This window comes from Streptomyces luomodiensis (assembly GCF_031679605.1).
Taxonomy (GTDB): Bacteria; Actinomycetota; Actinomycetes; order Streptomycetales; family Streptomycetaceae; genus Streptomyces; species Streptomyces luomodiensis.
This window is the reverse complement of record NZ_CP117522.1, coordinates 2,031,919-2,058,343: the sequence shown is the minus strand read 5'-3', so window position 1 is coordinate 2,058,343 and position 26,425 is coordinate 2,031,919. Positions and strand designations below refer to the sequence as shown.

Sequence of the window (26,425 nt, the reverse complement as noted above, 5' to 3'; positions counted from 1 at the left end):
GGCATGGGCCTTCTAGGGGAGCTCAAGGCGGCCCTCGACCGGGATAGTGGTCGCTCGGGAAGCCGCCCTCCGGGCCCGGTACCGATGGCCAACGCCTCTTCACCGTCCCGGCTGCCACTCCTCACCCTGTCGGCAAACGATGGCACCCTCAAGTGATCAACGCACCACCCACGGATGATCATGTGATCGTGGAGGCACAGGTGCGTGACTACGGGTTTTCTCCAGCTCGACAGGACGAGATCTGGAGACGCCGACGCGAGGGGCAGTCATTCAGCTTGATCGGGCGGGCACTCGGGGCGCCGATGCAGCACGCCCGTCGCTTCCTGTACCAGAGCGGCGGCGTCCGCCTTACCCCGCACAAGCGGTCAGGACGGCATCTGAGCGGCAGCGAGCGCGAGGAGATATCCCGCGGTATCGCCGCCGGGGAATCGGCCCGGCAGCTGGCCAAGCGGCTGGGCCGATCCCCTTCGACCGTCTCCCGCGAGATCGTCCGCAACGGCGGCCGGAACCGCTACTGAGCAGCCTTGGCCGATGCAGCCGCCTACGAACGCGGGCGCCGCCCCAAGCAGGCCAAGCTCGCCCAACGTCCGGCTCTGCGCACCCTGGTGGAAGCCAAGCCGGCTCTGTGCTGGTCACCCGAGCAGATCGCAGGATGGCTACGACGGCAGTTTCCCGGTGACGCCTCCACGCAGATCTCGCACGAAGCGATCTACCTCTCGCTCTACGACCCTCGCCGGCGCCAGGCGATCGACCGCAGCCTCACCCAGCGGCTGCGGTCAGGCAGGCCCATGCCTCGTCCGAAGATCGCCCGTCGGCCCACCGGGCGGAACATCATCCGCGGCATGGTGTCCATCACCGCCCGCCCCGCCGAGGTCGAGGACCGCAAGGTTCCCGGTCACGGGGAGGGCGACCTTGTGATGGCCACCCGGCCCTCAGCCGTCGCCACGCTCGTCGAGCGCACCAGCCGCTACCCGGCCATCGTCGCGCTGCCCGACGGTATCAAGGCCGAGCAGGTCACGCCGCACCTCACCAGGAGCCTCCTCGGCATCCCGCCCCAGCTACGGCGAACGCTCACTTGGGACCGGGGCCGGGAGATGGCCGAGCACCAGGCCATCACCGCCGAGACCGGGATGCCGATCTACCTCTGCAAGCCGCGCAGTCCCTGGCAGCGCGGCACCAACGAGAACACCAACCGGCTGCTGCGGCAGTACCTGCCCAAAGGCGCGGACCTCCGCACGTTCAACCAGGCCGACCTGGACACCATCGCCCACGAGCTCAACCACCGCCCGCGCAGGACCCATGGCTATCGCACTCCGGCAGAGGTCTACGCTGACCTCCTGAACAGCGGTGATGCGCTGACCGCTTGAGCTCGCCAAGGTTTTTTGAAGAGTGTCAGTTCCTGGAGGAGCCGTTTCTCGGTGACCCGGGCGGGAGGCCCAAAGGCGAGGAATGGGCCCCGGGCCGACCGCCTGGAAGGGAATGGCGAGCAAGACCCGGGGTGGAGGTCGCGGCCCGAGTGAGGCCGGGGCCTGGCCCTACCCTGCTGACGTGTGCGCTGCGCTCGCGGCGCGGATGCGCTGGCCGAGGAAGAGTGCTGCGCGGTCCAGTGCCTCGTCCGCCTCGTCCAGGACGCCGGCGAACGACTGGAACACGTGCGGCACGTCGGCGGTGATATCCAGGATGACGTCCACTCCGGCTGCCCTCGCACGCGCGGCCAGGCGCGTGGAGTCGTCCAGCAGGATCTCGTTGGTGCCTACCTGGATCAGCATCGGGGGGAAGCTGGTCAGGTCGGCGAGGACGGCCGGGCTGAGCAGGGGCTGATGCGGGTCGGCTCCGGCGAGGTACATGGCTCCGGTGTGTTCAACAGCCTCGCGGGTGAAGATCGGGTCGATGCCCGTTTTGGTGTCCATGCTCTCGCCGGTTCGGGTGGCGTCGAGGCCCGGGGAGAACGCCACGATGGCGGCGGGCAGCGGGAGGCCCGCGTCGCGGGCGGCGAGGCAGGTGGTGACGGTGAGGCCGCCGCCGGCGGAGTCGCCGGCGAACACGATGGTCGAAGCGTCTTTGCCGCTGTCGAGGAGGGAGCGGTAGGCGCTCAGCGTGTCTTCGATTGCGGCCGGGAACGGGTGCTCGGGGGCAAGCCGGTAGTCCAGCGAGTACGCCCCGAAGCCGGTCTTGGCCACGAGGTGTCCCGTCAGCGACAGGGCGGTCTCGGGAGAGCCGGACACCCAGCCGCCGCCATGGAAGTACAGGATCGTCCCGGCGCGCGGCCCGTTGTCCGGCTCGACATACAGTGCGGGTCGGTCGCCGAGCGTCGTCTGCGTGGTGCGGATGCCGTCGGGCACAGTCATCTGGGCCATCAGCGCCTTGAATCCGGCTCGGATCGCCTCGACCGATCGGGGACCCTCGGGTCGGGGCTGTCGCAGCATCGCGTCGACCTTCGCCCGCTGTTCCTTGCTCATAGGTATGCTCCCGCCATAGGTAACTTCCATGGAACTATATGCCGTGGAATCTAATGTAGACTATATGCCATGGCATCCACATCGAGCGGCGGGACGGTCGACCTCCCGGGCTTCTTCGCCGACCTGGTCCGATGCGAGACGCGTCTGTACAACGCCCTCAACGATCGTCTCCGCGAGCGGCACGGGATCGTCACCTCGCAGTTCGAGGCCCTGCGCTACCTGCGCGACCACCCAGGGTCCCGCGTGGCGGACCTCGCCGCCGAATTCGCCATCGGTATCGGGGCGACCAGCAAAACCATCGACCGCCTGGAGAAGCAGGGTTGGGCCGTCCGACAGCCGAACCCAGCCGACCGCCGCTCCTCGCTGCTGGCCCTGACCGACAACGGCACCCAGCTCGTCGACGCAGCAGAGAAAACCTTCACCACCAAAGTGGCCGAGCTGATCGGAGGCACTCTCGACAACTCCTCAGCGAGGGCCGCCGCACAGGCCCTCTCCAAGCTGCGCTCCGTGCTCGAACGCAACCAGATCGGCACACCCACGGGCTGACGAGCATCACCTCGGGCCGGAGCGACGGCACCCGGCCTGCACGGGGTACAGCGAGCGGCCCAACGGGTCGGATGCGCGGGATCAGTCGTCCTCGGCATCCGCGACGGCGTCGGGGTCGCGGAAGGGGCGCAGACCCTGACCGGGGCCGCTGGCTTTGATGTTGAACAGGTAGCGGCCCCCGACCGCCAGGGTTCGACCGGGAGACCTGCCGGCGGCGCAACGTGATCGAGCGCTGCTTCAACAGACATCGAGCTGCACATCGTCTTGCATGACAAGCACAACGGTCTGCTGCACCCGACGTCACGAACTCACACCGCCTGACAGCACGTCAGGCGAGTACACGCACAAACACGCTCCGGACCAGCGGCCGGCCGGACGACGAGCGTGATGAATGGGCGCTGGATCTCGTTGCAGGACAGCGGGACCAGGTCGGCAGGTCCGGGACGGCGGGTGTGTTCGTTGGCACGGACGACGGTCGTTTGTCCACACATATGTCGTACGCCAGGGTCCGGCTCCGGCAACCGCTCAGCATCCCGAACGCCACGTCCGAACCAGGCGACACCCAGCCAGAGAGGACCGGGGGCCGGATCGGACATCGCAATGCGCTGAGGGTGGTAACAGCGTCCCCTGCCTTGGCGCGGCAAGTCGGTTCAGAATGGTCGGTATGGATCTGGCTGCATTCGGTGAGTTTCTGAAGTCGCGACGCGATCGCATCCGCCCCGGCGAGGTGGGGCTTCCTGAGTCGACACGACGCCGGGTGCCTGGGCTGCGCCGCGACGAGGTGGCTTTCTTGGCCGGCGCCTCGGTTGACTACTACAACCAGTTGGAGCAGGGCCGGGGCGCGCAGCCGTCCGAGCAGATGGTGGCCGCGTTCGCGCGGGCTCTGCGGCTGACGGAGGATGAGCGCGCGCATCTGTACTTTCTGGCCGGTCGTCCGCTGCCACCGCGGCACGGACCGTCGGCGCACGTCCACCCGGGGATGCTCGATCTGCTCGAACGCCTGCCGACCACCCCGGCGGCAGTGATCAGCGACTTGCACGCGACGTTGGTACAGAACCGCCTCGCTGCTGCGCTGCTCGGACCGATCCCCAGGAAGAAAGGCGTCGAGGCCAGCTTCGTGTACCGCTGGTTCACCGACCCTGAGGCCCGGCTGCGGTACCACCCCGACGAACACGATCACCAGTCGCGGGTCTTCGTGGCCGACCTGCGAGCGGTCTCGGCCCGCCGCGGCGGCGACAGTGAAGTGCGCGGACTGATCCGGCGGCTGGTCTCGGCGAGCAGCGAGTTCGCGGACCTGTGGGCTCATCAGGAGGTCGCCGTACGTCGGGCCGACCGAAAGAGGCTGATGCACCCGGACCTCGGCGCGATCGAACTCGATTGCCTCAGCCTGCTGAGTGAGGATGGTTCGCAGCGGCTGCTGTGGTTCACCGCCCCGGTGGGCGGCGACTCGGCGGAGAAGCTGAAACTGCTCGCCGTCCTGGGCAGCCAGGACATCGGGACTGCGAAGCAGAGCGGGTCGACTCTTCGCTGAGCGCAGCGTTCTGGTTGCCCGGTCTACCGAACAACCGACCGGTCGGCAGGATGTCTCTGCTGGAACGGGAGCTGCACGTCGGAGGCGAGGGCTCCATAGGCGGAGTGCACCATGGACGTCGCCGGTACGACGATCTGGCGGACCCCGAGCTCGGCGCCGTCGAGCATCCCCGCCACCGGCGTGCCTACGGCGATGGGGACACCGACTCCTGCCGGGTCCCAGCCAGCCGTGTCATGGGCCGATCACCTGGCCCAGGCCCTTCCATGTCCTTCGACCAGAGCACTCGCTTTGGCACAGCCGTTGTCGGCCCAGAAAAAGGGGGAAAGCCGTCGGGACGAGGGAGTTCCTCATCCCGACGGCTGCGGTGCGTCATGGCTGGACGATGACCTTGCCCTTGGCGTGGCCCTGGGCGAGGTAGTCGAACGCGTCCGCAGCACCACTGAGCCGGACCGTGCGGTCGACGACGATGTCGAAGCCTTCGTTCGCTACTGCGACGACTTTCGCCAGTCGCTCGGCGTCGGAAGCGTGGAAGACGAACTCGGCGCGGAGCCCGCGAGCGGTGGCACGCTCGAAGTCCGGCGGGACGGGGAGGCTGACCAGCAGACCACCCGGTTTGAGGACATCGAGCGACCGAGCCTCGGTCTCACCACCGACCGAGTCGACGACAACATCGACATCGGATACTGCCGTCCGGAAGTCGACGCTGGTGTAGTCGATGATTTCATCGGCCCCGAGCTTCCGGACGATCTCGGCAGCAGCACTGGACGCGGTGGTCACAACGTGCGCACCAGCGCGACGGGCCAGCTGGATGACGAAGCTGCCGACGCCGCCGGCGCCTGCGTGCACGAGCACCTTCTGGCCGGACTTCAGCTCCGCGATCTCGGTGACTGCCTGCCATGCGGTCGCCGCGGCGGTGGCCAGGCCGGCGGCGGCGTCGAGCGGAATCGTGGTCGGCGCTGCCACCAGACTTGTCGCTGGGACCACAGCGTATTCCGCGACAGCTCCACCGGCGGTCGGATCGGTGCGGGTGATCACCGCGTCGCCGATGCTCCAGCCCGTCACACCGGATCCGAGTCGCTCCACCGTACCCGCGAGATCAGTGCCCACGGTCGAGGGGAAGGTGATCGGGAAATACTCCTGGACGTGGCCCGCGCCGATCTTGACGTCGAGCGGGTTCAGGGCCGCCCCCGCGACCCGGACCAGGACCTCGCCCGGCCCGGGGACCGGCTCGGGAACATCGTTGACGACCGGGCTGCGGCCGTATGCGGTGTACTGCAATGCCTTCATGGATGTACTCCCTCGTGTCGTTGCTTCAGTGGGCAGGCGAGGCGTCGACCTGCCGGAACCATTCGAGCCAGTCCTCCAAGTGCCAGGTGCGGACGATGCGTCCGTCGACCAGTTCGTGGAACTCGTGGATCCGGACTTGGAACTCCCGCCCGGTCGCCGGGACGCCGAAGTTCTCGCCGCTGTGCACGCCGCGCATCTCGCCGCGCACGCCGACGAACCCGTTGCCGTCGGGGCCTCGGCCGTCGACGATCTGGTGGACCACGATGCGGAAGTCGCTGAAGGCCTCGCCGACGCCCTTGATCAGCGGAGCGGCGCCGGCTCGGCCGGGGGCCTGGCCCGGACCCAGCGGGATGTCGTCCCAGTCGTCGGCGACGATGTCGTCGAGGAGCTCGGGCTTGCCGCTGAACGCCGCGTAGAAGGTTCCGATCAGGTCCTCGATGGTGCGTGTCATCGCTTCTCCTCAATGGTGGTGGTGGGCACGGCGACCGTGAGGAGGTCGTCGATGCCCAGTTGGCGGAAGAACGTGAGTTGCTTGGCTGCTCGCACGGCGTCGAGCTCCTCGACGCCCTTGCGCTGCGCGTCGACCACGACCCGGCGGGGGCGCTTGCCCTGGGGCTTCTCGAGCACCTCGACCAGAGCCCGGCCGACGGACTCCACCTGCGCGGGTGAGCCGTCGTTCGCGAGGTCGATGGCGTGCAGACGCTCGGGGATCTGCGCGACTCGGTCCGGCAGGCCGGCGTACTGGGTGACGACGGCCGCGTCCGCAGGCGGGTTGCTGTGCGCGAAGTGTTCGGTACCCTCGGTGAAGGCGCCCGGTACGACGATCACGGTGTCGATGCCCAGAGGTGCCACTTCCAGGCCCATCGACTCGGCGAGGAACTCGCCCGCGGCCTTGCTGGCGATGTAGGTCGCCATGAACGGCTCGGCGAGGTGGGCGGTCGTGCTGCTGATGTAGGCCAGCGTCCCTGAGCCCTGGCGGCGCATCACCGGGAGCACCGCGCGGTTGACTCGCAGCCAGGACACCGCGTTGGTGTCGAGGATCCGCAGGAACTGATCCGGGGTGAACCCCTCGGCGACGCCGGCCATCAGCATGCCGGCGTTGTTGACCACGACGTCGATCCGCCCGTACTCGCCAAGGACGACGTCGACGGCGCTGCGGCAGCCGGGTTCGGACAGCACATCCAGTTCGAGCGCCATCAGGCGCACGTTCTCGGCGGATGCGAGCTCGCGCAGATCCTCGGCCCGCCGGCTGTTGCGTCCGTCCAGGTCGCGCATCCCGGCGTACACGATGTGACCTGCGCGAGCGAGCTCCACCGCGACGGCGCGGCCGATACCGCTGCCGGCCCCGGTGACGATGACGACGAGGCTGTCGGATTTCTCGGTGGTGGGCATCAGGCGATTCCTCCATTGGTGCTGATGACCTGGCCGTTGACCCGTCCAGAGGCGGGAGCGGCCAGGTAGGCGATGAGGCCCGCGAGATCTACGGTGCCGAGCCGCCGCGCTGGCGTCACGGCGGCCATACGAGCGATCCGCTCCTCGGACTTGCCGGTGGTGAACATCTCGGTGTCGACGGCACCGGGAGCGACCTCGTTCACCGTGATGCCGCGCAGGCCGAGCTTCCGGGCCGACAGGCGAGTGATGCCTTGGACAGCGCCCGAGTTCCCTTGAGGCTGACGCCCAGCATGTAGTCGTCATGGAGTCGTCGTCGGTCAGGTCGGCGACTGGGGATGTCTTGAGCGCTGCCGCTGAGGTCACGACGCAGTGAAGGGTGTCGAACCGCTCCACTGTGTCGGACAGCTTCGCTGCCCCGGTCCGCGACGTTCGCCGACACGGCGAATGCCTTGCCCCCGGCGGCTTCGGCGGCGACGACGTCGCCGGCAACCGCATCGCCGCGGAGGTGGTCGACGAGCGCGGTGAGCCCCGCGTCCGCCAGGCCCTCCGCGGTGGCGCGCCCGATGCCCCCTGATGCGCCGGTGACGATCGCCACCTGATTGGGCTCCACGGCTGTTGCGCCTTTCTGCCGGTCTCGAACTCGCGGAATCAACAGTCGGCTACGGCGGGCTGTGCGAGAAGGCGTGGCTCACACTGGTGACGGCATCACCACCCTGATTCGTCGCAGCTCATGGCGAGACCGTCACGACTGCCGAACCGCTCGAGATGCGAGGAGACCACGCTTTTCGTCGCCTCTGGCGGCAGGTACGCGGCGAGCTGGTCCTCCAGGAGCCAGGAGCCAGGAGCTATAGGTGGCGAACCGGCAGGGCCCGTCGGGGAAGTGCCGCGTGAGGAAGTCCCGTGCGGCTCGCAGCGACGCGTCGCACCCGGCCTGGGGCAACGGCCCGTCTGCGGCGATGGGTACGCCCAGCACCCGCTCACCGCCCGCGGGGCCTTCCGGTCCCGGCCGGCCGCCGAGCGCCGCGGCGGCCGGCGACGTGCGCTCGAACTGGAGGGGCGCGAGCCGGTGCAGTGGGCCGCGGAAGTGCCGCATCACCCACCGCTGCCGGTCGATAGCCGCCGGTGTTGGTGGGCGAGGCGGTACGTGGCCATCTTGGCGCCGACACCGGCGAAGGTGGCGGCGGCGATGCCGTCGGGGACGCCGCGGCGGCGCTGCCGTGCCAGGGCCGACGGCAGCGCCAGGAGGTACAGGTGGACGCAGAAGTGGCGTCGTCCTCTCCCGCGGTGGACAGTGAGAGGGCCGCGGACCCGGTCCGCGGCCCTCTGACTGTCCACCAGCGCGTCCCGGACCTCACGCGCGTCGGGCTCCGGGTTCACCCTCGGCAGGTCGCACAGCGCGGACAGGCGGCCGGACAGGCAGAAGCCGCACGGGAAGGCGCCGGCCTCCCACAGCCCGGCTCTCCACGGCGGTGACGGCGCCGCCGCCGGCGCAAGGCCCGCCGTCTCGGCCCTGACCACCGTGGGGAGCACGGTCCCCCCAGGGGCCCGTTTCCTCATCCGTATGCCGGGACGGTTCGCCCGGGTACTCCGAGGCGATCCGCCGGAACCGCCAGAGGCGGTGCAGGCCAGCGACGGGTCTGTCAGTCGAGTGGTCCGCCGGCGACGTAGAGGACCTGGCCGGAGACGAAGCCGGCCGCGTCGGCGGTGAAGAACGCGACGGCGTTGGCGATGTCGTCGGGGCTTCCTATGCGTTGTACGGGGATGTGACGTGCGGCCTCGGTCTGGTAGTCGCCGAAGGATTTGCCGAGGCGGCGGGCGACGGCGGCGGTCATGTCGGTGGCGATGAGTCCGGGAGCGACAGCGTTGGCCGTGACACCGAACTGTCCGAGTTCCTTGGCCAGGGTCTTGGTGAAACCCTGCAGGCCGGCTTTGGCGGTGGAGTAGTTGGCCTGGCCGCGGTGACCGAGGGCCGAGGAGGAGGACAGGTTGACGATGCGGCCGAAGCCGGCCCCGACCATGTGGCTCTGGGCAGTCCTGGCCATCAGGAACGCCCCCCGCAGATGGACGTTCATGACGGTGTCCCAGTCGGTGGCGCTCATCTTGAACAGCAGGTTGTCGCGCAGCACACCCGCGTTGTTCACGAGGATCGTCGGTGCTCCGAGCTCTTCGGCGATGCGCGTGACGGCAGCCTCGACCTGCGCCTCGTCGGCGACGTCGCAGCCAACGGCGAGGGCCTTCCCGCCGGCGGCGGTGATCTTCTCGACGGTGTCCTCGCAGGCCGCCGCGTCGAGGTCGACCGCGGCGACGGCCCGGCCCTCCTCGGCCAACCGGATGGCGGTGGCGGCACCGATGCCGCGAGCCGCTCCGGTGATGATCGCTACACGCTGTTCCGTCATGGACACGTTCCTTTGTCTCCTCACCGTGGCGGATTGTCGCGCTGCCCCGTTGTGGGGGGGCGACGGACAGGATGTTCCGGTCGGGCTCGGAGCCCTGATCGACCGAACCCGGGAATCCGGCTGCCGACCGCAGCCGGATTCCCGGCGCGAGGCGTCGTGCGCGCGGGAGTGCGAACGAAAGGTGAAGGGTCAGGCGACCCTCTCGTACACGGTGACCACTGCGGCACCGTTCAGGCCCAGGTTGTGCTGGAGGGCGACGTGTGCGCCGTCGACCTGGCGGGGACCGGCATCGCCGCGCAACTGCCAGGTCAGTTCGGCGCACTGGGCGAGACCGGTGGCTCCGAGGGGGTGTCCCTTGGCGATGAGGCCGCCGGACGGGTTGACCACGGGGCCGTCGCCGCCGTAGGTGGTGGCCCGGCGCTCCACGAGCTCGTGGCCGTTTCCTTCGTCGGCGAACCCGAGAGCTTCGTAGGTGATGAGTTCGTTGGTGCTGAAGCAGTCGTGGAGCTCGCAGACGTCGATGTCCTCGGGCCTGTGTCCCGCCTGGCGCAGCGCTTGCGCTGCCGCCTGCTTCGTCATGTCGTATCCGACGATACGCATGGGGTCGGCAGTGGCGTCGAAGCTGGAGACGAGGTCGGTGGCCATGGCCTGGCCGGTGATCTCCACGGCGCGGTCCTGGCATCCTGCGCGGTCGACGAAGGCTTCGGAGGCGATGACGACGGCCCCGGCGCCGTCAGAGGTGGGCGAACACTGGAGCTTGGTGAGGGGCTCGTGGATCATCCGGGAGGCAGTGATCTCTTCGAGGGTGTACTCGGTCTGGAACTGCGCGTAGGGGTTGTTGACGGAGTGTTTGTGGTTCTTCCAGGCGATCCAGGCGAAGTGCTCCGGTTTGGAACCATAGCGTTCCATGTGCGCACGTCCGGCGTTGCCGAACAGCTGCGGTGAAAACGGGCTGGGTTCCGGCGGATGGATCTCGCTCATACGATCGATGTGACGCTGGAGAGGGTTGGTGCGATCGGTGTACATCGGCTTGAGGGAGCCGCTCTGCATCCGTTCGAAGCCGACGGCGAGCGCGCAGTCGACGATGCCGTAGGCCACGGCCTGGCGGGCGAGGTAGAGCGCTGTCGAACCCGTCGCGCAGTTGTTGTTGACGTTGACGACGGGGATACCGGTCAGGCCGAGTTCGTACACGGCGCGCTGGCCGGCGGTGGAGTCGCCGTAGACGTAACCGGCGTACGCCTGTCCGACCTGCTCGTAGGCCACGCCCGCGTCGCGCAACGCTGCGGTACCGGCTTCGCGCACCCAGTCCGGGTAGTCCCCGGGTTTCTTTCCTGGCTTGTCGAAGGTGGTCAGGCCTACCCCGATCACGAAGGTGCGCGTCATCCGATCTCCTGCTGCTGAGGGTGCGGGGGTACGGGGGGTGTGGATGCGGGTGTGCTGTTGCTGTACCGGTCCCAGGCGTCCTTCGTGCCGTCCTGCCGGAGGACGTACTTCTCGACACGCTGCGTGGCAGTCTTGGGCAGGTGCGCGACGCGGCGTATGTAGCGCGGCACCATGAACTCGGCCATCCGCTGCCTGCAGAACTCGATGAGCCCGTCGCAGTCGATGTCGCCGTCCTTGGCAACGACGATCAGCATGACGTCTTCTTCGCCGAGGTCCGAGGGCACGCCGATGACCGCGCTCTCGGTCACGTGCGGGTGGGTGTTGACGATCCGTTCGATCTCGTAGGACGAGATGTTCTCTCCGCGTCGCCGGATGGAGTCCTTCAGGCGGTCGAGGAAGACGAAGTACCCGTCCTTGTCGCGCCGGCCCCGGTCGCCGGAATGGAACCAGCCCGCGCGCACGGCCTTACGGGTGGCTTCCTCGTTCTTGTAGTAGCCAAGGAACATGGTGTCCGGCTTCTTGCTGCGGATGGCGATCTCGCCGGTCTGCCCGTCGGGCAGCGTGTCGCCGTCGGGTCCGACGATCTTGACCTGCGACCAGCTGGTTTCCTTGCCGATCATGCCGGTCCTGATGTCCTCCGGAGGGCTGGCCAGGCAGAACGTGGCGCTTTCGGTGAGGCCGTAGATTTCCAGGACGGTCAGGCCGAAGCGCTTCTCGAACGCTCGCCACAGGTCGGCCGGGGCCGCTCCGCCGATCGCGAGCCGCAGGGGGTTGTCGGCGTCGTCGGCCCGTTCGGGTTGTTTGGCAAGGATGGTGAGCATCGCGCCGATGTAGTTGAACACGGTTGCGCGGTGGGTGCGGATGTCGTCGAAGAACCGCGAGGCGGAAAAGCGCGGGGCCACCACCATGGGCCGGCCGGACACCAGAGAGCCGACCGCGGTGAGGGACTGTGCGTTGGCGTGGAAGAGGGGGAGGCTTGTGTACAGGATGTCGTCCTGGCGGATGCGCACGTAACGCCGTGTGTACTCGTGGGCTGCGACAGCGAACGAGTTGTGGCAGTTCATGACGCCTTTGGGCAGGCCGGTGGTCCCGGAGGTGTAGAGGATGGAGGCGAGGTCGCCGGGGCTGATCGCGCAGGGGCGGGCAGGGCGATGGGCCCCGGCCAGCAGGGCGGCCAGGGACTCGTAGCCGGGCGGCGGGTCCGTCCGGCCGCGAATGTACCGGTGCTGCGGCCCGTGTCCGGCGGGGACGGCGGCGGTGAGCGCGTCGACCAGGGAAGCGTCGAGAGCGATGAACTCCGCCTCACTGTGCTCGATGATGTAGCGCAGGCCCTCACCCTTGAGCCCGGTGTTGATCGGAACGAACACCGCGCCCAGCAGCGAGGCGCCGAACCAGATGTCGAGGAACTCGGTCGAGTTGGGCAACAGCGCGGCCACTTTGCTGCCCTGCCGGATGCCCAGCGCCGCCAGTGCGGCCGCGGCTTGTTCGGCCGCGGCCAGCATGTCGGCGTAGGTCCGCACCGTGGCGTCGAGAGTCAGGCAGGTCGCCTCGGGGCTGAGGGCGGCGCGGGTACGCAGGATGTCGCCGAGCGTGGTGGCCTCGTCCGGGTCGCCGACGTAGGTGAGCGGCGACGGTGGTACAGGGGCTCCGTTCACCCATGTGCGGGCCGGTCGGACCGTCGGATTCATGACCGTGCCGTTTCGTTCAGGGCGGTCTGCAGGCGGGCCAGCAGAGCGTTGAGCCCTGACGCGTCGGTGGCGGTACCGAAGACGAATCGGTCGGGCCGGATGACGACGGCGGTCGCGTTCAGTGTCTTGAGCCAGTCCCGCGCGTCGTCGGAGTCGGCGACGACGACCTGGGCGCGCATGGCCTTGAGGGATGCGGTGGTCGCCGCGTCGATCCGCGCAGCGCACTCCGGTTCGGCCACGACCGCGAACCGGTAGCCGACCACGTCGTCGAGGCGCCGTCCGTCCGGCAGGACAGGCTGGGCGCTCAGGCGCCCGGCACTCTCGTCCTGGTGCGCCCATATGCCTTCGCCCAGGCGCGGGCGCAGCGTCTCGCGCCGGGTGACGGGCACCTGAGCGGAGTCGTCAGTGCCCTGCAGGTACTCCATGGCCTCGACCTCGTTGGCCATCTGCGCGGCGAGCTTGACGAACTCGGTCATGTGCGGCTTGCGTTCGGACTCGTAGGTGTTCAGCAGCTCGCCCGGGGATTCACCGCGCACGACACGGCCGAGCTTCCAGGCCAGATTGATGGCGTCGCGGATGCCGGAGGCCATGCCCTGGCCCAGGTGCGGGGGCATCTCGTGCGCCGCGTCTCCGGCAAGGAACAGCGGGCCGGACCGCCACTGCTCGGCGACGACGGCGTCCCACTCGTACACGTCCGCTCGCAGAATGCGGTACTCGTCCGGGCTCAGCCAGGGCCGCAGCATCTCGTAGACGTGATCGAGGCTCTCGAAGGTACGGACGGAGTCGTCGGGGCGCAGCAGTTCCTCGAAGCGCACGATCGGCCCGGTCATCGGCACGAATGTCAAGGGGTTGCGGATACCCGCGTGGATGAAGGCGTCCCGCCCGGACAGTTCCTCCTTCTCCACGAAGGGCTGGATGTCGACGATCAGTGAGCGATGGGTGGCGTGGTAGTCGGTCTGGGCGCAGTCCATGGTCCGGCGCACGAAGGAGTTCGCGCCGTCGCAGCCGATGACGAATGTCGCCGTCAGGTCTCGCTCGATGCCGGTGGCCTTCTCCCGAAGCCGAAGACGCGCCGTGTCCCCTTCCGTGCTCAGGTTGGTCGCGGTCCAGCCGAAGTAGTGCTCGGTGTGCGGATCCATGTGTATGCGACCGCGCAGCGCCGACTCGAAATCGGGCTGGTAGAACATGTAGTCCGACTGCCACGCCTGTTCGGTGATCCCCTTGTTGAAGGGGAACTCCATCACCGGCCGTCGGCCGGCGTCATAGAAGCGGTAGACGCCGGCGAGCGCGAAGTCCTTCTCCATGTGCGCAAGCCCCATGGTCTGGAAGGTACGCATCGTCTCGTCGTCGAAGTGTGTGGCACGCGGGAAGTGACGCGGAAGGCGCAAGGGGTCGATCAAGGCGACCTTCAGGTCCTCGATCGCCAGCAGCCGGGCCAGTGCCAGGCCCGTGGTTCCGCCGCCGATGACGGCGACATCAACGTGTCCCTCGTCGGTGTCAGTCATGTTCACCCCTGAGTGTGCGTAGGTGCGATGGATCGGGTGGGCAGGGCGGTGCCCGGCGTGGTGATGAGGACGGCCGAGGCCGTGACGGTTCGGGAGGCCACGGCGTCCATCAGCGGTGCGCCGTGGGTGTCGGCCAGCGTGGCGATCAGGGTTCCGTCCCCGCGTCGGCAGCAGGCGATGGGCAGCCGCGGGGCGGTGTCGACCGTGTGGTGGAGCCGGTCGTCGGTCACCCGCACGAGCGCCTGGCCGCTGGTCGTCGCCACCCAGATGCCGTGCTCGGTCGGCCAGATCCCGTCGGGACGGGCGTCGGGGCCGACGAGACGGCGCAGGTCGGCGTAGCGGCGCGGGGCGCTGAGGGTGTGGTCGGCGCGCACCGTGAAGGCGGTCAGACACTGCAAGGCGGTCTGTGCCACGACCAGAGTGCGGCCGCCGTCGATCATAGCCAGTCCGTTGGGGAAGTCGACGCCGTCGGCTGCGACGGTGGCGCTGCCGTCGGGCCGCACGAGGATGATGCGGCCCGGCTTCGCGGGGGCGCCCGATGCGGCGTCGAAGGCGACGTCGTCGACGTACAGGTTGCCGTCGGCGTCACCGACCATGTCCCCCAGGGGGCCAACCCCCAGGTGGGCGAGGTCGGCGTAAGGCTGCCAGCGCTGTCCGTCCCATTGGGCGATGCGGGCTTCGTACATCATCGCGCCCACGAGGCGGCCGTCGGGCAGGAACCACAGTCCGTTGGACGGTGAGTCGAGGTCGAAGGGGCGCCAGCTTCCTGAGGCGTCGGTCCACAGGCGCGATGCCTGGGTGTCCGACAGCCACAGGGCCCCCTCGTGCCAGCGCGGTGCTTCGCCCCACCTCATGCCACTGGCGTACGTCTTCATGGCGATGACCTTTCGAGGGGTGCCGGTGCGGCTCGCCGTGCAGGCACGGGTGTGCGGTGGCTGTCACTGTGGTGTGGTGCTGGTTCGCCCGGATCGGTCGCGTGGGATGTCGGGCGGCCCGCATGTGTGTCGCGCATGCCGTGTCCTCACGGCCGCGGGCCGTCACCCGGCGCTGTGGGTGCCGGTCATCATCGCGGCCAGGTCTTCCGGTTCGATGAAGGAGGGCGGAAGGGGCGGCCCCCAGGCGGAGAAGCTGTGGGCGCGGGTCCCGTCCCACACCTCGGGCTTCCACAACGCGTCCTCGACGATGCAGTCGAGGTCGGAGTAGTACTCGGTGAAGTTGCCGGCCGGATCCTTCAGGTACCAGAAGAAGTTGGAGCCGATGGTGTGCCGTCCCAGGCCCCACACGTGCCGCTCCGGATTGCCCTCGAGCATCTGCATGGCGCCGCGCCCGACCTCGTCGACGTCGTCGACCTGCCAGGAGGTGTGGTGGACGAAGTTCACCGGCGCCGCTTGGACCAGGATGTTGTGGTGGTCCGTGGAGCAGCGCATGAACGTGGCGACACCAACGAGTTCGTCGCTGACCTTGAGACCGATGCCGTCGGTGAAGAAGCGCTGAGTGGCCACCTGGTCGACGGAACCGATCACGACGTGCCCGAGTTTGCGGGGCCGCACCGGTCCTTCCCGCAGGACGGCCGGCGCGCGGGCCGGGCCGCGCTCGTCCCTGCCGGGGCCGTTGAACCGTACGGCCGGTATGGCGGGCTGGGTGATGCGGCTGCCCACCGTTACCTCGACCGTGACCTTGGTGGCCGGCTCGACGGCCACCATCCGCCCGTCGCCGACACTCGCTTCGATGCCCAGACGGGCCAGGCGGGAGGCGATGGCACGCAGATCGTCGGGGCTGTCGGCGGCGATGGACACCTCGAGCAGCCGCCGGGTGGGCGCGTGCACCAGCCGCAGCTGCCGGCCGCCGTGACTCGTCGAGAACCAGCCGTCCGTGTGGCGGGTCAGCCCGAAGTCCTCGTAGTAGGTACTGGTCAGCTCCGGATTCGGGACCCCTATCGTGACGGAGGCCAGGCGGTGCAGGCTCATGCCGAGCCCCCTTCCGCTGCGGCGGCGACGAAGCGCTGCCGGATGCTGCCGATTCCCTCGATGGAGGAGACGAGCTCGTCCCCCGGGGAGAGGAAACGCGGCGGGGTGCGTACCGCCCCCACCCCCGCGCAGGTGCCGGTGAAGATCACATCTCCTGGGTAGAGGGTGGTGACCTGGGAGAGCTTCTCGATCAGAACAGATATGGGGAAGATCATCCCGGAGGTGCGGGCTTTCTGCACCGGTTCCCCGTTGACCAGGCATCCCATCTCGAGATCGTCGGGGTCGGAGAACTCGTCGCACGAGACGAGATACGGACCCGTCGGCCCGAAGCCGGCGAAGGACTTGCCCAGGCTGTACTGGGCCGGCGACCCGGTCAGCTGCAGGCCCCGCTCGGACAGATCCTGGCCCACCGTCAGGCCCGCGACGTAGGTCCAGGCATCGCGGGCGGCGACACGGCGGGCCGTGCGGGCGATGATGACGACGACCTCCACTTCCCAGTCCACGGACCCCTGCGGCAACTCGACCGTCGACTCGGCGCCGGCGAACGAGGAGACGTACTTGGTGAAGACCGAGGGCTCCTGCGGGACCGCCAGCCCGGCCTCCTCCACGTGGTCGAAGTAGTTCAGGCCGACGGCGAAGACCTGCCGCGGGTGCGGGGACGGGGGCCCCAGCTGCGCATGGTCGAAGGGCACCCCCTCATCACGTACGGAGGCCGCCCACTGCACGACCTGTTCCCAGTTGTCGTACAGCTCGGCGAACCCCGGACCCAACCGCCCACCGCTGGACTCGTGGATGTCCACCCCACGCTCCGTGCCGGTGACCAGCCACGGCCTACCCCGAACGTTGCCTATGCGCACGGTGCCTCCTTGCACTCGTTGCCTGCCGGTGACTCCACTCTCCATCCGTCGACATTCAAATAGCAAGGAAACTTTCGAAAGTTTCTCTTCGATTCACTTATGGTGTACAGTGTCGAACATGCCGAAGAGGGTGAAACCGGGCACGCGCGCCGACGAGCTGTACGCACGGCTGAGACACGACATCTTCACCGCGCGTCTGCGGCCGGGGCAGCGCCTGAAGTTCCCCGACCTGTGCACCACCTACGACACGAGTGTGGGAGTGGCGCGAGAGGCCCTGACCAAGCTGTCGTCCGAGCGGTTGGTCACACTGCAGGCACACCAGGGCTACACCGTCGCCCAGCTGTCGGCGGACGAGCTGACCGACCTGACGCACGCACGGATAGAGCTGGAGTCCCTGGCCTTCCGTATGGCGATACTCCAGGGCGATGCGGCATGGGAAAGCGGCGTCGTGGCCGCCCACCACCTGCTCTCCCTGCGCGACCGTGAGGTCGCGGACGGGGAGCGTGGTGACGACTGGTACCTGGCCCACGAGGAGTTCCACACTGCCTTGCTCGCAGGCTGCGGCAACCGGCGCCTGACCGAGATCGCCCAGGGACTGCGGGCCGAGGCGGAACTCTACCGGCGCTGGGCCTCCCCCATGCTGCACGAAAGCGGCCGCGATCCGGCCGCCGAACACCAGGCACTCGCCCGGGTCGCCGTCGACCGCGACGCAGACCTGGGCGCCCAACTGCTGCGCGAGCACATCGCATGCACGACCCGGATGCTGCTCACCAGACTCCCCGGCATCGAGGAGCCCTCGGACGGAGAGCTCGCCCCGCAGCGCGGATGAATCGCGCGATCAGCGGCCCGGTCAGCCGCTTCTGATGCGCACCGGCGAGGCGACCTCGACTGGCTGGTCCAGATCGACTCCACCATCGTCCGCGCCCACCAGCACGCCGCCGCCACCGGCCGAAAAGGGGGCGGCATCGGCAGGACGAACCGGACGATCACGCCCTCGGCCGATCCCGAGGCGGGCTGACGACCAGGATTCACCTCGCCTGCGACGGCAAGGGCCGCCCGCTCGCGATCCTGGTGACGCCCGGCCAACGCCACGACGGTGTCTGCGCACGCCCTCTGCTGGAACGGATCCGTGTTCCCCGCACCGGCCTGGGCCGGCCTCGGTGCAGGCCCGGCCAAGTCATCGCAGACAAGGCTTACAGCTCCCGCGGCTTCCGTGCCTACCTGCGAAGACGCGGCATCGCGCACACCATCCCCGAGAAGACCGACCAGCGACGGCACCGGCTGAGGCGCGGAGTCCACGGCGGCCGACCGCCAGGGTTCGACCGGGAGACCTACCGGCGACGCAACATGATCGAGCGCTGCTTCAACCGGCTCAAGGGCTTCCGCGGGATCGCCACCAGATACGAGAAGACCGCCACTTCCTACGAAGCGGCGGTCACCCTTGCATCGTTCCTGCTCTGGGCAAGATCCGTTTGAAGACGGGCCCGGGACTTCGATCGTGCGGGGGTGGTCTCACAGAGACCGCCCCTCGATCGTGTGACAACGCCGCAGGTAGTGACAGCGGCGGGCAGCCTCCGATGGTGATCACCTCATGGCGGCATCGATCACCTGAGGACATGGGTCATCTCGCCGATACCGTCAATGCTTGTACGGACCTCATCGCCGCTGGCGAGGTAACGGGCCGGGGTCCGCCCCATGCCGACCCCGGCCGGAGTACCGGTGAAGACCAGATCTCCCGGGTAGAGGGTGCACACCGAGGAAATCCGCTCGATGAGGACCGGCACGGGCATGATCATCTGATCTGTGCTGCCGTCCTGGACGAGTTCGTCGTTGACCCAGCATCGCAGCCGGAGCGGGGTGTCCGGGGCGATCTCGTCGAGGGACACCAGCGCCGGCCCGGTCGGGCCGAAACCGGGGTAGCTCTTGCCGAGGGAGAACTGCGGAGGGGTTCCGCTCATCTGCACATCCCGGTCACTGAAGTCCTGCCCCACCATCACGCCCGCTACGTGCTCCCAGGCATCGGCGGCTGCGACGTGATGTGCTTCCTTGCCGATCGCCACGACGAGTTCGACCTCCCAATCGACCGATGGTCCGGTGAGGTGGACCGTACCGGTAGGGCCGGTCAGGGAGCTGGTGAACTTGGTGAATACCGAAGGCATCCCCCTGGTTGCCTCGAGGCCGGTCTCCGCCGCGTGTGCGGCGTAGTTGAGCCCGATGGCGAAGACCTGGCCCGGGCGGGGAACCGGCGCGCCCAAGTCCTCGCGTCGATACGGCGCGGCGGGGTGGACACCGTCGGTGCGGGCCCAGGCGCGGAAGGCATCCCAGTGTGCGAAGAGATCCATCGGATCGGGACCGAACCGCCCGCCGCTGGCGCGGGCGATGTCGGTCGCGCCCGGACCGCTCAACAGGTGGGCGCGGCCACGGAGATTGGCGATGCGCATGGAACCCTCTTCCTGGGTATGAGAGCGCGGATGATCAGACGGTGGTCTTGGTGGTCTCGGTGGTCTTGGTGGTCTCGGTGGTCGCGGTCAGCACCGCGCGGCCCAGGACGTGGCCGGATATGTGGAAGCCCGGCAAGGCAGGCGTGGTGTTCGCCTCCACACCGATGTCCTCCATGTCGAGGGCCTGCACCACGATGAAGCAGCGGTGCGGGCCATGACCGGCAGGTGGCGCGGCGCCGAGGAACCGGGCCGCTCCCGCGTCGCCGGGGAGTTGCATGGCACCAGGCGGGAGCAGTTCGCTCGTGCCGTTGTCCGCGTCACTCGCCGGCTCGGTCACGGAAGCGGGGACCCTCCGCCGAGGACACCGAAGATGCCCGACCACTGGGCGAGGGGCAGGGGCTCGCCATCGCTGACGTCCTCGCTGCTGAGCGTGAAGCTCGGAACCTCGGGCAACCGCGCGAAGGGATCGTTGAAGTACATGGGGACTCGCTCTCACGTTCGCGGCACCGTGCGGCGGGCCGTCCTGTCCCGGCGTGTGGTGGGGGTGGGGTTCAGGGGACCAGGATCGCGCGGCCCCTGACCCGGTCGTGGGCGAGGTCGTCCAGCGCTTCCGCCGCCGCGTCCAGCGGGTACTTCTTGGTGTGCAGGGTGACCCTGCCGGACTCCACGAGGGCCATCAGCTCCACGAGGTCGTTGTAGGTGCCGACGATGTTGCCGACCACCTGTTTCCCGGCGGCCACCAGGTCGAGGGTGGGAATCCGCAGTTCGCCTCCATAGCCGATGACGTATTGGGATCCGGCCGGGGCGGTCATCGCAAAGGCGTCGTTCTCCGCGCCATGCTCGGCGACGAAGTCGAAGACCACATCGCCGCCCCGGCCCCCGGTGAGCTCCTTGACGGCCTCGACGTGATCGTCGCCGGCCGGCACGGTCGCGTCCGCACCGAGTTTCTCGGCCAGCTTCAGCGCCTCCGGGTTACGGTCCACCACGATGATCTTCGCGGCGGTGAGGGCGGCCACGGCCTGGATGCCGATGTGGCCGAGCCCGCCGGCGCCCTGTATGACGGCGACCGTGCCCGGGTGGAGCAGCGGTACGGCCTGCCGCACCGCGTGATAGGCGGTGATCCCCGCGTCGGCCAGTGCCGCCACGTCGGCCGGGTTGGTGTCCGGGTTCAGCTTGACGCAGCCGCGCGCCGTGGTGCGCAGGTACTCGGCCATGCCGCCGTCGTGGTTCGACACTCCGGGGAAGACGGCGTCGGAGCACTGCATGTCCCGGCCGGCCCGGCAGGCCAGGCACAACCCGCAGGAAGGCTGGGGGTGCAGGATCACCGTGTCGCCGACCTTGACGTTGGTGACCGCCTCGCCGACCTCCTGTACCCAGCCGGCGTTCTCGTGGCCGAGCGTGTAGGGGAGTCGCGGCCCCATCGCCTCGGCCCACTGCCCCTCGATGATGTGCAGATCGGTGCGGCAGACGCCGGCGCCACCGATCTTCACGATCACATCCAGCGGGCTGGAGAGCGTCGGCTCCGGTACGTCCTCCACCGTCGGCGGCTTCTGGTAGTCGTGCAGCCGCACAGCTCGCATGAGTTCTCCTTGATCGGTACGAGGGAATCAGTTGACCGGCGAGAGCGATCCCGCGGGTTCGGCAGAGGTCCGGCTCCACCTCGCGGAGCTGACGATCACGGCGATCAGCGCCGCGACCAGCACCAGTGGCAGGACGAGCAGACCGAACAGCGAACGCGCGGACCACCCGTGATCGAGGAGCAGTCCCGCGAGGGCGGGAGCGCTGAACGCGCCGAGCCGCCCGACCGCCATGGCCCACCCCACGCCGGTGGCACGCACGGATGCCGGGTAGAGGCCGGGCACGATCGAGTTCAGCCCGTTGCCGCCGGCGTTGACGAACAGCCCGATGGCGACGGCCGCAGCCAGCGCGACCACGGTCGAGCCGAGGAAGAGGCTCATCGCCAGGTACGACAGCCCCGCTCCCAGGAACGCCAGGACGGTGAGGGTGCGCGTCGCCACCTTCAGGGCCAGAACGCTGAGCAGCAACGTCCCCGCCAGCCCGCCGAGGTTGAGTAGCAGCCCTCCGTCCATACCCTGCGCGGTGGAAGAGCCGTTGTGCTGGAGGAGCAGAGGCGTCCAGCTCTCGGCGAAGTAGAAGCTCGCCATCATGAAGAAGTACGCGACCCACAGCGCGACGGTGCGAACGGCCTCACGACCGCGCAGGACGTTCGCCAGCACACCGCGCTCCTCCTTGGGCGGGACGGGCGGCAGCGCCTCCACCGCGGGCAGCCGCATCCGGCTCAGCAGCTTGTTGACCTTCTCCAGCGCGCCCTGTGGCCGCCGGCTGATCAGGTAGTCCAGCGACTCGGGCAGGGCCAGGGCGACGGCCACGAGAATGGCGAAGGTGAGCACGGCACCGACGAGGAAGCTGGCTCGCCAGCCGTATTCGGACGTCACCAGCACGGCGACCGAACCGCCCAGCATCCCGCCGACCGGCAAGCCGGTCCCGTACAGGGCGATCATCGTGCCCCGGAGGCGCCGTGGTGAGTACTCAGTGATGATCACGGGGAGACCGGCCACCATGCCCCCGACACCGAGTCCGGTCAGCAGGCGGCACACCCCCAGGAACCAGAAGCCGGTGCTCACCGTCGCGAGGAGCATGCCCACGGCGCAGACGGTCAGGCAGATCAGCGTGTGCGGCCGCCGGCCGATCCGGTCGGAGAGCGGAGCGATGAGGGCCGAGCCGAGTGCCATACCGACGAGGCTGCTGCTCAACAGCAGTCCGACCTGGGACGCGGTGAGCGACCACTCCTTGGCGATTCCTGACGCCGCGAACGCGATCACCAGGACGTCGAAACCCTCGAAGAGGTTGATGACCAGGCACATCCCGACGACCCCGGCCTGAAACGCGGTCATTCTCGAGCGATCTATCGATTCTCTGATCGACGACATGATGGCTCGTTCTCACTGACGACAGGCTGTGGCGTCGAGTTCGACCAGCAGGTCCGCGCGGACCAGTCCCTTGACGATCAGCAAGGTGTTCGGCGGATACCCACCGTCCGGGTAATGCTCGGCGAAGAACTCCTCGCGCGCTGCATAGAACCCGGCGACATGGTCCGAGGACGTCAGGTACGTCACGAAGCGCACCACCTCGCGCATCGACGCGCCCTGGGACTCCAGTGCGGTGCGCACGTTGGCATAGGCGCGCAGGGTCTGGCTGCGCACATCCGGCCCGGCCACGGAGTTGTCCTCGAGGAAACCGCACTGGCCGGCGACGAAGATCAGATCCCCGGCACGGGCCACATGCGCATAGGCACTCAGAGGATCTCCGAGACCCTTCGGGTTCTCATACGTCGGCAGGGGAGTCATGGTTCCGCCTTTCTGACTTACTGGATGAAGTGGCAGGCACGGGAGGGGTGCGTGGCCCCGGCCCGGCCGGGGCGCACGGCGTCCGCGCGGTGGTGTCAAGCGGCGAGGCCGGTCACGGACGGGGCACGCGTGCCGCCCGCGAGGACACGGGTGAGCGCGTCGCGCAGCACCCTGGGGTCACCGGCATGAGTGGCCCGCCAGGCGACGTGGCCGTCCGGCCGGACCAGTACCGCGCCGTCGCGGCCGATGGATACGGGCCCCAGAAGATGGGGCAGCCTCCTGACCTCCAGCGGCACTGCGCCGTCCGCGCGCAGTTCCTCGCCGGCCTGATGCCAGCCTTCGCCGTCGGGCCCGCAGACCAGCACGAACGAGGTGTCGAACCAGTCGATGGACGATTCTGTCTTCTCGACGTCCATCCAGAAGTGCGGGAACCGGGCGCCGGGCCGGTCGGTTGGCCAGTAGTGGCGCGAGTCGTGGGGCGGGAGGAACGAGCCGTCATCCACGATCGCGCCGTCGTTGTAGACGTAGCCCATCGACTGGCCCTCGCTGTGCAGTTGGTTGTCCATGTCCAGGAGCAGGTCACGCCAGGCTTGGGGATCCTCATGGCGGTGACGGATCGCCTCGTCCATCGTGTCCATGCGTTCCTGGTTCCGTACCGCGAAGTCGGTGTTGGACCGCGCGACCGGACGGCGCTCGGACTCATAGGTGTCCAGCAGCGCGTCGCCGCCCTGGTGCGACAGCGCCATGACGAGTTTCCACGCCAGGTTGTGCACGTCCTGAACACCCGAGTTGAGTCCATTGCCCCCCGCCGGGGGAAAGCGGTGGGCGGCATCCCCGGCGAGGAACACCCGTCCTTCGCGGAAACGTTTCGCCACCTGAGCGCTCATCCGCCAGTTCATGACGTTGATCCGCTCGACATGGAGATCGGGAATCTCCCAGTATTCGCGGACGAGCTCGATCAGCCGCTCCTCGCTGATGGGCTCCTCACCGTTCTCCAGCTTCTGGACCGCGAGCCAGCGATCGCCGTCCGGGCCGGTCGCCAGCACATTGACATCCGGCCGTGACCGGTCACGGGGACGCACCAGGAAACCGATGGCGCTGCGCACATGCGGCAGATGACCGACGTCCGCGCGGTAGTAGTGATTCGCCATGAGGTGCAGAAGCTCCGGACCATCCATCTCGATGCCCAGGAGACCGCGAACCCTGCTGTTCGCCCCGTCACAGCCGACGAGATACTGAGCGCGCACCTCGAACTCCTCGCCATCGGCAACGGATCTGACGCGCGCCGTCACACCCTCCTCGTCCTGGACGAACGAGACCAGTTCGGTCAACCGGCGCACCTGCGCCCCCGGCCGCGTGGACAGCGCGTGGTCGAGCGCCTCCTCCACGGCGTCCTGGGGCACGATCGACCGCGGCGCCGGGGTGTTCACGCTCGGCGCGGGCTGCGTATAGGCCACCAGCGGTCCGTTCAGGCTCTCGCACCAACACGCCACGTCGGATTCCTGCGGCAGACCCGCCCGGCGAATTCGATCCTCGATGCCCCATACGCGAAACTGCTCCATCGTACGGGCGTGGCAACCACGGGCCTTGGGATGCGTCGTGGTCGACGCACGCCGCTCGACCAGCAGGCTCGGTACCCCGAAGCGATCGAGAAGCAGCGCCAGACTCATTCCGACCGGTCCACCGCCGACGACGAGAACGGGGACATTGATCATAGGGGGATCTCCTTTTCACCTGACGCGGACGAGACCGAATTCAGTCGACGTACGAGACGCGGTCCGCAACCCGGTCGTCGAGCTCAGGCAGAAGGAAAACGCGTTCCTGCTCGAGCGCGTCGGTACGCGCGGTGGCGAACGAGGCGGTGACCGTCCGACTGCGGTTGTAGGAAACGTGCGGGCAGAACGGCGGGATGTACAGGAAGTCTCCCTCGCCCACGATCACCTCGTGTTCCAGGTCGTTACCCCAGAAGAAATGCACGCTGCCACTGATCCCGTAGAGGGCCGACTCGTGGTCGATGTGATAGTGCGCGGCCGACTTCTCGCCCGGCCGGAGGGAGGTCACGATCAGGCACAGGTGCTTCGACGGGGTGGTGATGCCGTTCACCCCGAAGAGCGCGTTGACGTGCTGCTTCGCCAGTTCCTCCTGTTCCGGGCGGACCAGGGTCACAGCTCCGTCCCAGGCAACCTTGAAGTCCATGTCAAACCTTCCCTTCCATCGATCGGTGAACATTGCGCTGTCGAGAGATCCGGGACCGGCCGGCAAGCACGGCCGGCGAGGGGCGAAAATCGCGTGGGCGAGCTCACGCATTCAGGCAGCAGTCGATTCCACAGGGTCACGCCCCTTGTTCGCTGGAGTGGGTCGGCCTACCGACCCGAGGGAGCCGGACCACATCTCGGGTTCTCCGGATTTACCTCGGAACTCCCTCTATCGGATGCATTCGATATCCTGCATCATCGCTCTCAAGCCCGACAAGGGTGGTGTGCAAAAGCTGTACAGCTCTCATGTCACGGAGCAGTTCGGCACGCCGACGGACACGTATGGGAGGCGCGATGGGATCACAGAGCACCAGGGATGCGTGGGAGAGCTTCCAGTCGGGAGAGGCCGCGACCGTCCGTCCGCAGATCCTCACCTCATGGCGCCGGGCACGGAGCAATGGCATCGACCCACAACGGCTGGAACTCACCCACGCGGACATCGACGCGCAGTCCCCGTTCGTGCGGGCCGCCAAGCCGGTGTTGCTCAAGATGGCCGACCTGCTGGTCGGGAGCTCGACATCACTGGCACTCGCGGACGCCGACGGAACCCTGGCCTGGCGGTGGGAGTCCGAACGTACGTTGTCGCGGGCCCTGGACCGGGCCGAGTTCGAGCCCGGTTCGCGGGTGGGCGAGCCGGTGGCGGGGACGAATGGGATCGGCATGGCGCAGATGACCAACCGCACCTCGCTCGTCATCGGCGCGGAGCACTACAAAGAGCCGTGGCACGCGTGGGCCTGTGTCGCCTCGCCCGTGATGGACCCGATCAGCCGCCGCGTCTTCGGCGCGGTCAACGTGGCCTGTCGCGCCGAAGACGCCAACCACCTGCTGCAGGTCGCCGCCCGGACCCTCGTCGACGGGATCACCGCCACGCTGCGCGAGGCGGCCACCGCCCGCCAGCGACGCATGCTCAATACGCACCTCTCTTATTGCGGCCCCGCCGCCGGCCCCGTGGTCACCATCGACCAGAGGACCATGATCGTCGACAATGCGCCGACGGAACTCCAACTGGACCGGGCCGAGTTGTGGTCGATCGTGGTGGCCGCGGGCCCGTCGGCCACCGAGGTCGCCCTGCACGACGGCTGGAGCGCCCGCCTCCACCCGGTCACCCAGGGACGCCTCCACGACGGAGTCGTGCTCGTCCTCGAGCGCGACCGACGGGACAGCTGCGCCAAGCACCACGGAATCTCGCCCCTGGCCACGCTGAGCCCCCTCGAGCAGGCGGAGTTCAAGGTCATCAACGAGACCCTCGCGGAATGCGGCGGCAACAAGTCCGAGGCCGCGGCCCGCCTCGGAATCTCCAGGGGCACGCTCTACCACCGCGTCCGGCGCTACCGGCTCGGCTGACCGACC

General features: G+C 68.5%; 27 protein-coding genes and 2 pseudogenes. 6 read left to right on the top strand and 23 right to left on the bottom strand.

The annotated features are described in order from the left end of the window. Window positions 1–200 precede the first annotated feature (200 nt). A pseudogene (locus PS467_RS08665) lies at window positions 201–1,367 on the top strand (IS30 family transposase). A 168-nt stretch (window positions 1,368–1,535) separates the two neighbouring features. Here the strand turns inward: PS467_RS08665 and PS467_RS08660 are convergent. Further along, window positions 1,536–2,459 carry an alpha/beta hydrolase gene (locus tag PS467_RS08660; protein ID WP_311034763.1) on the bottom strand — a complete coding sequence of 308 codons (924 nt, stop codon included), beginning with the start codon at window positions 2,457–2,459 and terminating at the stop codon, window positions 1,536–1,538. Window positions 2,460–2,528: 69 nt separating this feature from the next. Between PS467_RS08660 and PS467_RS08655 the strand changes: the two genes are divergently transcribed. Together PS467_RS08655 and PS467_RS08650 are read left to right on the top strand one after the other, a co-directional pair. After that, complete coding sequence (locus PS467_RS08655) at window positions 2,529–3,005, top strand: MarR family winged helix-turn-helix transcriptional regulator (RefSeq protein ID WP_311034762.1); 477 nt, start codon at window positions 2,529–2,531, stop codon at window positions 3,003–3,005. Window positions 3,006–3,669: 664 nt separating this feature from the next. Further along, on the top strand, window positions 3,670–4,536 hold the full coding sequence (locus PS467_RS08650; RefSeq protein WP_311034761.1) for a helix-turn-helix transcriptional regulator: 867 nt from the start codon (window positions 3,670–3,672) through the stop codon (window positions 4,534–4,536). A gap of 369 nt (window positions 4,537–4,905) precedes the next feature. Here PS467_RS08650 and PS467_RS08645 read toward each other — a convergent pair whose 3' ends face one another. The 14 genes from PS467_RS08645 to PS467_RS08580 all read right to left on the bottom strand — a co-directional run bounded on the left by PS467_RS08645 (window position 4,906) and on the right by PS467_RS08580 (window position 17,011). After that, window positions 4,906–5,823, bottom strand: coding sequence for an NADP-dependent oxidoreductase (locus PS467_RS08645; protein WP_311034760.1), 918 nt, complete (start codon window positions 5,821–5,823; stop codon window positions 4,906–4,908). A gap of 25 nt (window positions 5,824–5,848) precedes the next feature. Further along, window positions 5,849–6,274 carry an ester cyclase gene (locus PS467_RS08640; RefSeq protein ID WP_311034759.1) on the bottom strand — a complete coding sequence of 142 codons (426 nt, stop codon included), beginning with the start codon at window positions 6,272–6,274 and terminating at the stop codon, window positions 5,849–5,851. Next, window positions 6,271–7,215 (bottom strand): SDR family oxidoreductase, encoded by a 945-nt coding sequence (locus PS467_RS08635; RefSeq protein WP_311034758.1) that lies wholly within the window; start codon window positions 7,213–7,215, stop codon window positions 6,271–6,273. The genes PS467_RS08640 and PS467_RS08635 overlap by 4 nt, the downstream gene beginning before the upstream one ends. Then, window positions 7,215–7,418 (bottom strand): SDR family oxidoreductase, encoded by a 204-nt coding sequence (locus tag PS467_RS08630; RefSeq protein WP_311034757.1) that lies wholly within the window; start codon window positions 7,416–7,418, stop codon window positions 7,215–7,217. The genes PS467_RS08635 and PS467_RS08630 overlap by 1 nt, the downstream gene beginning before the upstream one ends. After that, entirely contained in the window at window positions 7,415–7,810 is a 396-nt protein-coding gene (locus tag PS467_RS08625; RefSeq protein ID WP_311034756.1) for an SDR family NAD(P)-dependent oxidoreductase, read from the bottom strand. Before PS467_RS08625 ends, PS467_RS08630 begins: the two co-directional genes overlap by 4 nt. Before the next feature lie 147 nt (window positions 7,811–7,957). Next, on the bottom strand, window positions 7,958–8,308 hold the full coding sequence (locus PS467_RS08620; protein WP_311039793.1) for a hypothetical protein: 351 nt from the start codon (window positions 8,306–8,308) through the stop codon (window positions 7,958–7,960). Then, a complete protein-coding gene (locus PS467_RS08615) occupies window positions 8,308–8,745 on the bottom strand; it encodes an acyltransferase domain-containing protein (RefSeq protein WP_311034755.1) in 438 nt (145 codons plus the stop codon). The genes PS467_RS08620 and PS467_RS08615 overlap by 1 nt, the downstream gene beginning before the upstream one ends. Before the next feature lie 110 nt (window positions 8,746–8,855). Further along, entirely contained in the window at window positions 8,856–9,617 is a 762-nt protein-coding gene (fabG, locus tag PS467_RS08610) for a 3-oxoacyl-ACP reductase FabG (RefSeq protein ID WP_311034754.1), read from the bottom strand. 183 nt (window positions 9,618–9,800) lie between these two features. After that, window positions 9,801–10,994 carry a lipid-transfer protein gene (locus tag PS467_RS08605; RefSeq protein ID WP_311034753.1) on the bottom strand — a complete coding sequence of 398 codons (1,194 nt, stop codon included), beginning with the start codon at window positions 10,992–10,994 and terminating at the stop codon, window positions 9,801–9,803. Further along, entirely contained in the window at window positions 10,991–12,649 is a 1,659-nt protein-coding gene (locus PS467_RS08600) for an AMP-binding protein (RefSeq protein ID WP_311034752.1), read from the bottom strand. The genes PS467_RS08605 and PS467_RS08600 overlap by 4 nt, the downstream gene beginning before the upstream one ends. A gap of 29 nt (window positions 12,650–12,678) precedes the next feature. After that, window positions 12,679–14,187, bottom strand: coding sequence for a bifunctional 3-(3-hydroxy-phenyl)propionate/3-hydroxycinnamic acid hydroxylase (locus PS467_RS08595; RefSeq protein ID WP_311034751.1), 1,509 nt, complete (start codon window positions 14,185–14,187; stop codon window positions 12,679–12,681). Window positions 14,188–14,189: 2 nt separating this feature from the next. Then, entirely contained in the window at window positions 14,190–15,062 is an 873-nt protein-coding gene (locus PS467_RS08590; protein ID WP_311034750.1) for an SMP-30/gluconolactonase/LRE family protein, read from the bottom strand. A 162-nt stretch (window positions 15,063–15,224) separates the two neighbouring features. After that, on the bottom strand, window positions 15,225–16,154 hold the full coding sequence (locus PS467_RS08585) for a VOC family protein (protein WP_311034749.1): 930 nt from the start codon (window positions 16,152–16,154) through the stop codon (window positions 15,225–15,227). After that, window positions 16,151–17,011 (bottom strand): fumarylacetoacetate hydrolase family protein, encoded by an 861-nt coding sequence (locus PS467_RS08580; protein ID WP_311034748.1) that lies wholly within the window; start codon window positions 17,009–17,011, stop codon window positions 16,151–16,153. The genes PS467_RS08585 and PS467_RS08580 overlap by 4 nt, the downstream gene beginning before the upstream one ends. A 118-nt stretch (window positions 17,012–17,129) precedes the next feature. On the opposite strand from PS467_RS08580, the gene PS467_RS08575 reads away from it, so the two are divergent. Together PS467_RS08575 and PS467_RS08570 are read left to right on the top strand one after the other, a co-directional pair. After that, a complete protein-coding gene (locus PS467_RS08575) occupies window positions 17,130–17,840 on the top strand; it encodes a GntR family transcriptional regulator (RefSeq protein WP_311034747.1) in 711 nt (236 codons plus the stop codon). Window positions 17,841–17,888: 48 nt separating this feature from the next. Further along, window positions 17,889–18,487, top strand: a pseudogene (locus tag PS467_RS08570) (IS5 family transposase); the annotation flags it as partial. 128 nt (window positions 18,488–18,615) lie between these two features. Here PS467_RS08570 and PS467_RS08565 read toward each other — a convergent pair. The 8 genes from PS467_RS08565 to PS467_RS08535 form a co-directional block, all read right to left on the bottom strand. Further along, window positions 18,616–19,452 (bottom strand): fumarylacetoacetate hydrolase family protein, encoded by an 837-nt coding sequence (locus PS467_RS08565; RefSeq protein ID WP_311034746.1) that lies wholly within the window; start codon window positions 19,450–19,452, stop codon window positions 18,616–18,618. Between the two features lie 34 nt (window positions 19,453–19,486). After that, window positions 19,487–19,789, bottom strand: a complete 303-nt coding sequence (locus PS467_RS08560) for a YbhB/YbcL family Raf kinase inhibitor-like protein (RefSeq protein WP_432280555.1) — start codon at window positions 19,787–19,789, stop codon at window positions 19,487–19,489. Then, entirely contained in the window at window positions 19,786–19,932 is a 147-nt protein-coding gene (locus PS467_RS42030) for a hypothetical protein (RefSeq protein ID WP_432280554.1), read from the bottom strand. The genes PS467_RS08560 and PS467_RS42030 overlap by 4 nt, the downstream gene beginning before the upstream one ends. 71 nt (window positions 19,933–20,003) lie before the next feature. Next, window positions 20,004–21,032 carry an NAD(P)-dependent alcohol dehydrogenase gene (locus PS467_RS08555; protein WP_311034745.1) on the bottom strand — a complete coding sequence of 343 codons (1,029 nt, stop codon included), beginning with the start codon at window positions 21,030–21,032 and terminating at the stop codon, window positions 20,004–20,006. A 27-nt stretch (window positions 21,033–21,059) separates the two neighbouring features. Continuing rightward, entirely contained in the window at window positions 21,060–22,367 is a 1,308-nt protein-coding gene (locus PS467_RS08550) for an MFS transporter (protein WP_311034744.1), read from the bottom strand. 48 nt (window positions 22,368–22,415) lie between these two features. Then, window positions 22,416–22,820: a RidA family protein gene (locus PS467_RS08545; RefSeq protein WP_268970962.1), complete on the bottom strand. Its 405-nt coding sequence runs from the start codon at window positions 22,818–22,820 to the stop codon at window positions 22,416–22,418. Between the two features lie 95 nt (window positions 22,821–22,915). Continuing rightward, complete coding sequence (locus PS467_RS08540) at window positions 22,916–24,535, bottom strand: FAD-dependent monooxygenase (RefSeq protein ID WP_311034743.1); 1,620 nt, start codon at window positions 24,533–24,535, stop codon at window positions 22,916–22,918. Between the two features lie 40 nt (window positions 24,536–24,575). Continuing rightward, window positions 24,576–25,016, bottom strand: a complete 441-nt coding sequence (locus PS467_RS08535) for a cupin domain-containing protein (RefSeq protein ID WP_051886278.1) — start codon at window positions 25,014–25,016, stop codon at window positions 24,576–24,578. A 353-nt stretch (window positions 25,017–25,369) separates the two neighbouring features. On the opposite strand from PS467_RS08535, the gene PS467_RS08530 reads away from it, so the two are divergent. After that, window positions 25,370–26,419: a helix-turn-helix domain-containing protein gene (locus PS467_RS08530; RefSeq protein WP_311034742.1), complete on the top strand. Its 1,050-nt coding sequence runs from the start codon at window positions 25,370–25,372 to the stop codon at window positions 26,417–26,419. Window positions 26,420–26,425: the final 6 nt, after the last annotated feature.

Excerpts from the sequence above, each read along its gene's own strand:
- PS467_RS08585 (WP_311034749.1), bottom strand. The coding sequence starts at position 16,154 with ATGAGCCTGCACCGCCTGGCCTCCGTCACGATAGGGGTCCCGAATCCG.
- PS467_RS08620 (WP_311039793.1), bottom strand. The coding sequence starts at position 8,308 with ATGCGGCACTTCCGCGGCCCACTGCACCGGCTCGCGCCCCTCCAGTTC.
- PS467_RS08590 (WP_311034750.1), bottom strand. The coding sequence starts at position 15,062 with ATGAAGACGTACGCCAGTGGCATGAGGTGGGGCGAAGCACCGCGCTGG.
- PS467_RS08645 (WP_311034760.1), bottom strand. The coding sequence starts at position 5,823 with ATGAAGGCATTGCAGTACACCGCATACGGCCGCAGCCCGGTCGTCAAC.
- PS467_RS08605 (WP_311034753.1), bottom strand. The coding sequence starts at position 10,994 with ATGACGCGCACCTTCGTGATCGGGGTAGGCCTGACCACCTTCGACAAG.
- PS467_RS08595 (WP_311034751.1), bottom strand. The coding sequence starts at position 14,187 with ATGACTGACACCGACGAGGGACACGTTGATGTCGCCGTCATCGGCGGC.
- PS467_RS08660 (WP_311034763.1), bottom strand. The coding sequence starts at position 2,459 with ATGAGCAAGGAACAGCGGGCGAAGGTCGACGCGATGCTGCGACAGCCC.
- PS467_RS08655 (WP_311034762.1), top strand. The coding sequence starts at position 2,529 with ATGGCATCCACATCGAGCGGCGGGACGGTCGACCTCCCGGGCTTCTTC.
- PS467_RS08650 (WP_311034761.1), top strand. The coding sequence starts at position 3,670 with ATGGATCTGGCTGCATTCGGTGAGTTTCTGAAGTCGCGACGCGATCGC.
- PS467_RS08555 (WP_311034745.1), bottom strand. The coding sequence starts at position 21,032 with ATGCGAGCTGTGCGGCTGCACGACTACCAGAAGCCGCCGACGGTGGAG.
- PS467_RS08535 (WP_051886278.1), bottom strand. The coding sequence starts at position 25,016 with ATGGACTTCAAGGTTGCCTGGGACGGAGCTGTGACCCTGGTCCGCCCG.
- PS467_RS08635 (WP_311034758.1), bottom strand. The coding sequence starts at position 7,215 with ATGCCCACCACCGAGAAATCCGACAGCCTCGTCGTCATCGTCACCGGG.
- PS467_RS08545 (WP_268970962.1), bottom strand. The coding sequence starts at position 22,820 with ATGACTCCCCTGCCGACGTATGAGAACCCGAAGGGTCTCGGAGATCCT.
- PS467_RS08565 (WP_311034746.1), bottom strand. The coding sequence starts at position 19,452 with ATGCGCATCGCCAATCTCCGTGGCCGCGCCCACCTGTTGAGCGGTCCG.
- PS467_RS08530 (WP_311034742.1), top strand. The coding sequence starts at position 25,370 with ATGGGATCACAGAGCACCAGGGATGCGTGGGAGAGCTTCCAGTCGGGA.
- PS467_RS08550 (WP_311034744.1), bottom strand. The coding sequence starts at position 22,367 with ATGACCGCGTTTCAGGCCGGGGTCGTCGGGATGTGCCTGGTCATCAAC.
- PS467_RS08540 (WP_311034743.1), bottom strand. The coding sequence starts at position 24,535 with ATGATCAATGTCCCCGTTCTCGTCGTCGGCGGTGGACCGGTCGGAATG.
- PS467_RS42030 (WP_432280554.1), bottom strand. The coding sequence starts at position 19,932 with ATGTACTTCAACGATCCCTTCGCGCGGTTGCCCGAGGTTCCGAGCTTC.
- PS467_RS08575 (WP_311034747.1), top strand. The coding sequence starts at position 17,130 with ATGCCGAAGAGGGTGAAACCGGGCACGCGCGCCGACGAGCTGTACGCA.
- PS467_RS08640 (WP_311034759.1), bottom strand. The coding sequence starts at position 6,274 with ATGACACGCACCATCGAGGACCTGATCGGAACCTTCTACGCGGCGTTC.